General features: G+C 48.7%; 2 protein-coding genes. One reads left to right on the top strand and one right to left on the bottom strand.

Annotation, left to right across the window (positions count from 1 at the left end):
• Positions 1–6 precede the first annotated feature (6 nt).
• On the top strand, positions 7–738 hold the full coding sequence (hisA, locus tag GY683_RS03250) for a 1-(5-phosphoribosyl)-5-[(5-phosphoribosylamino)methylideneamino]imidazole-4-carboxamide isomerase (RefSeq protein WP_367274107.1): 732 nt from the start codon (positions 7–9) through the stop codon (positions 736–738).
• Positions 739–794: 56 nt separating this feature from the next.
• Here the strand turns inward: hisA and GY683_RS03245 are convergent.
• Positions 795–1,627 (bottom strand): RNB domain-containing ribonuclease (locus tag GY683_RS03245; RefSeq protein ID WP_297287382.1); only part of this gene is annotated, 833 nt, incomplete at its 5' end.

Genomic DNA, 1,627 nt, shown 5'->3' with positions numbered 1-1,627 from the left:
TGTGTTATGTCAATGTTGATTATCCCTGCCATCGACCTAAAAGACGGCAAATGTGTACGTCTAAAACAAGGGCGCATGGAGGATGATACGGTATTTAGTGATGACCCTGTGGCGATGGCAACTCAGTGGGTGGAGCAGGGCGCCAGACGATTGCACTTGGTCGATTTGAATGGGGCGTTTGATGGCGTGCCTGTCCATAAAGACGTGGTAACGGCAATCGCCAAAGCTTATCCAGATTTGCCCATTCAGCTGGGCGGTGGGGTGCGCAGCTTATCGACGATCGAGCATTATTTGTCAGCAGGGCTAAACTACATCATCATCGGCACAAAAGCATTAGAAAATCCTGAGTTCGTTGATGAAGCGTGTCGTGAATTCCCCAACTCTATCATCGTGGGCATCGATGCCAAAAATGGCTATGTGGCAACGCACGGCTGGGCGAATGTCACCGATACCAAAGCCACTGACCTTGCTAAGCGATTCGCGGACGCGGGCGTGTCATCGATCGTCTATACCGACATCGCCAAAGATGGCATGATGCAAGGCGTGAACATCGATGAGACGGTTAATCTTGCCAAAGCGTGTGGACTGCCTGTCATTGCATCAGGCGGCGTTACCAACATGAGCGATGTTGAGCAGCTAAAGCCTTATAGTGAATATCTGCTAGGCGCGATCACAGGGCGTGCCATCTATGAAGGGACGCTGGATCTGGCGACAGCGCAAGCATTTTTGGATAAGTAATTTATCAATCAAAAAAGGGCAGAATCTTCTGCCCTTTTTTGATGTCTGGTTGATATTTACTTTTTGCGTTTGGTGGGTTTTTTGTTGGTTTGAGTGGAATCCTCAATCTTCTCAACCAACGCAAAATCTACTTGCAATAAATCCATATTCACGCCAGCAACCTTAATCAAAAGCTGTTCGCCAAGTTTAAAGGTTGAGCCTTTCTCGCCAATCAAGGCTTGTTCACGCTCGTTGTATTCATAGTACTCGGCAGATAGGTTTGAGATGTGAATCAGTCCGTCAATGAACAAATCATTTAAAGTGATAAATAACCCAAAACTCGTTACGGTGGTAATCGTCCCCACAAACTCATCGCCCAAGTGCCGCCCCATATAATGGCATTTTAGCCATGTTTCTACATGACGGCTTGCTTCTTCGGCACGGCGTTCGGTGGTGGAGGTCTGCTCGCCTGCCTCGTCTAGGGTTTTGTAAATGGTAGCTTTGGGCTTGGTGTTGGTAACTTTATCCTTAATGGCTCGGTGGAGCATGAGGTCAGGATAACGGCGAATGGGGCTGGTAAAGTGGCTATACTCATCGTACGCCAAGCCAAAATGCCCGATGTTGTCAGGGCTATAATTGGCTTGCATCATGGAGCGAAGGAGCATGGAGTGAATGCTCTCGGTATCCGCTCGCCCTTCGGTCGCCTTGATGATATGTTGATAATCGGCATGGGTGGGCGACTCGGTCGGAAAAGACAGTCCAAACGATTTGACGTACTCGGACAGCTTGGCGGACTTTTCATCGCTAGGCTTGTCGTGGTTGCGATACAAGGCAGGCAACTCATGCTTTAAGGCAAAATTTGCCCCACAGGTATTGGCAAGGAGCATCATCTCTTCGATGAGCTTATGAG

The organism is Moraxella sp., assembly GCF_024227015.1.
GTDB lineage: Bacteria > Pseudomonadota > Gammaproteobacteria > Pseudomonadales > Moraxellaceae > Moraxella.
Note: the sequence above shows the minus strand (reverse complement) of the source record. Positions and strands in the feature narration are given on the sequence as shown.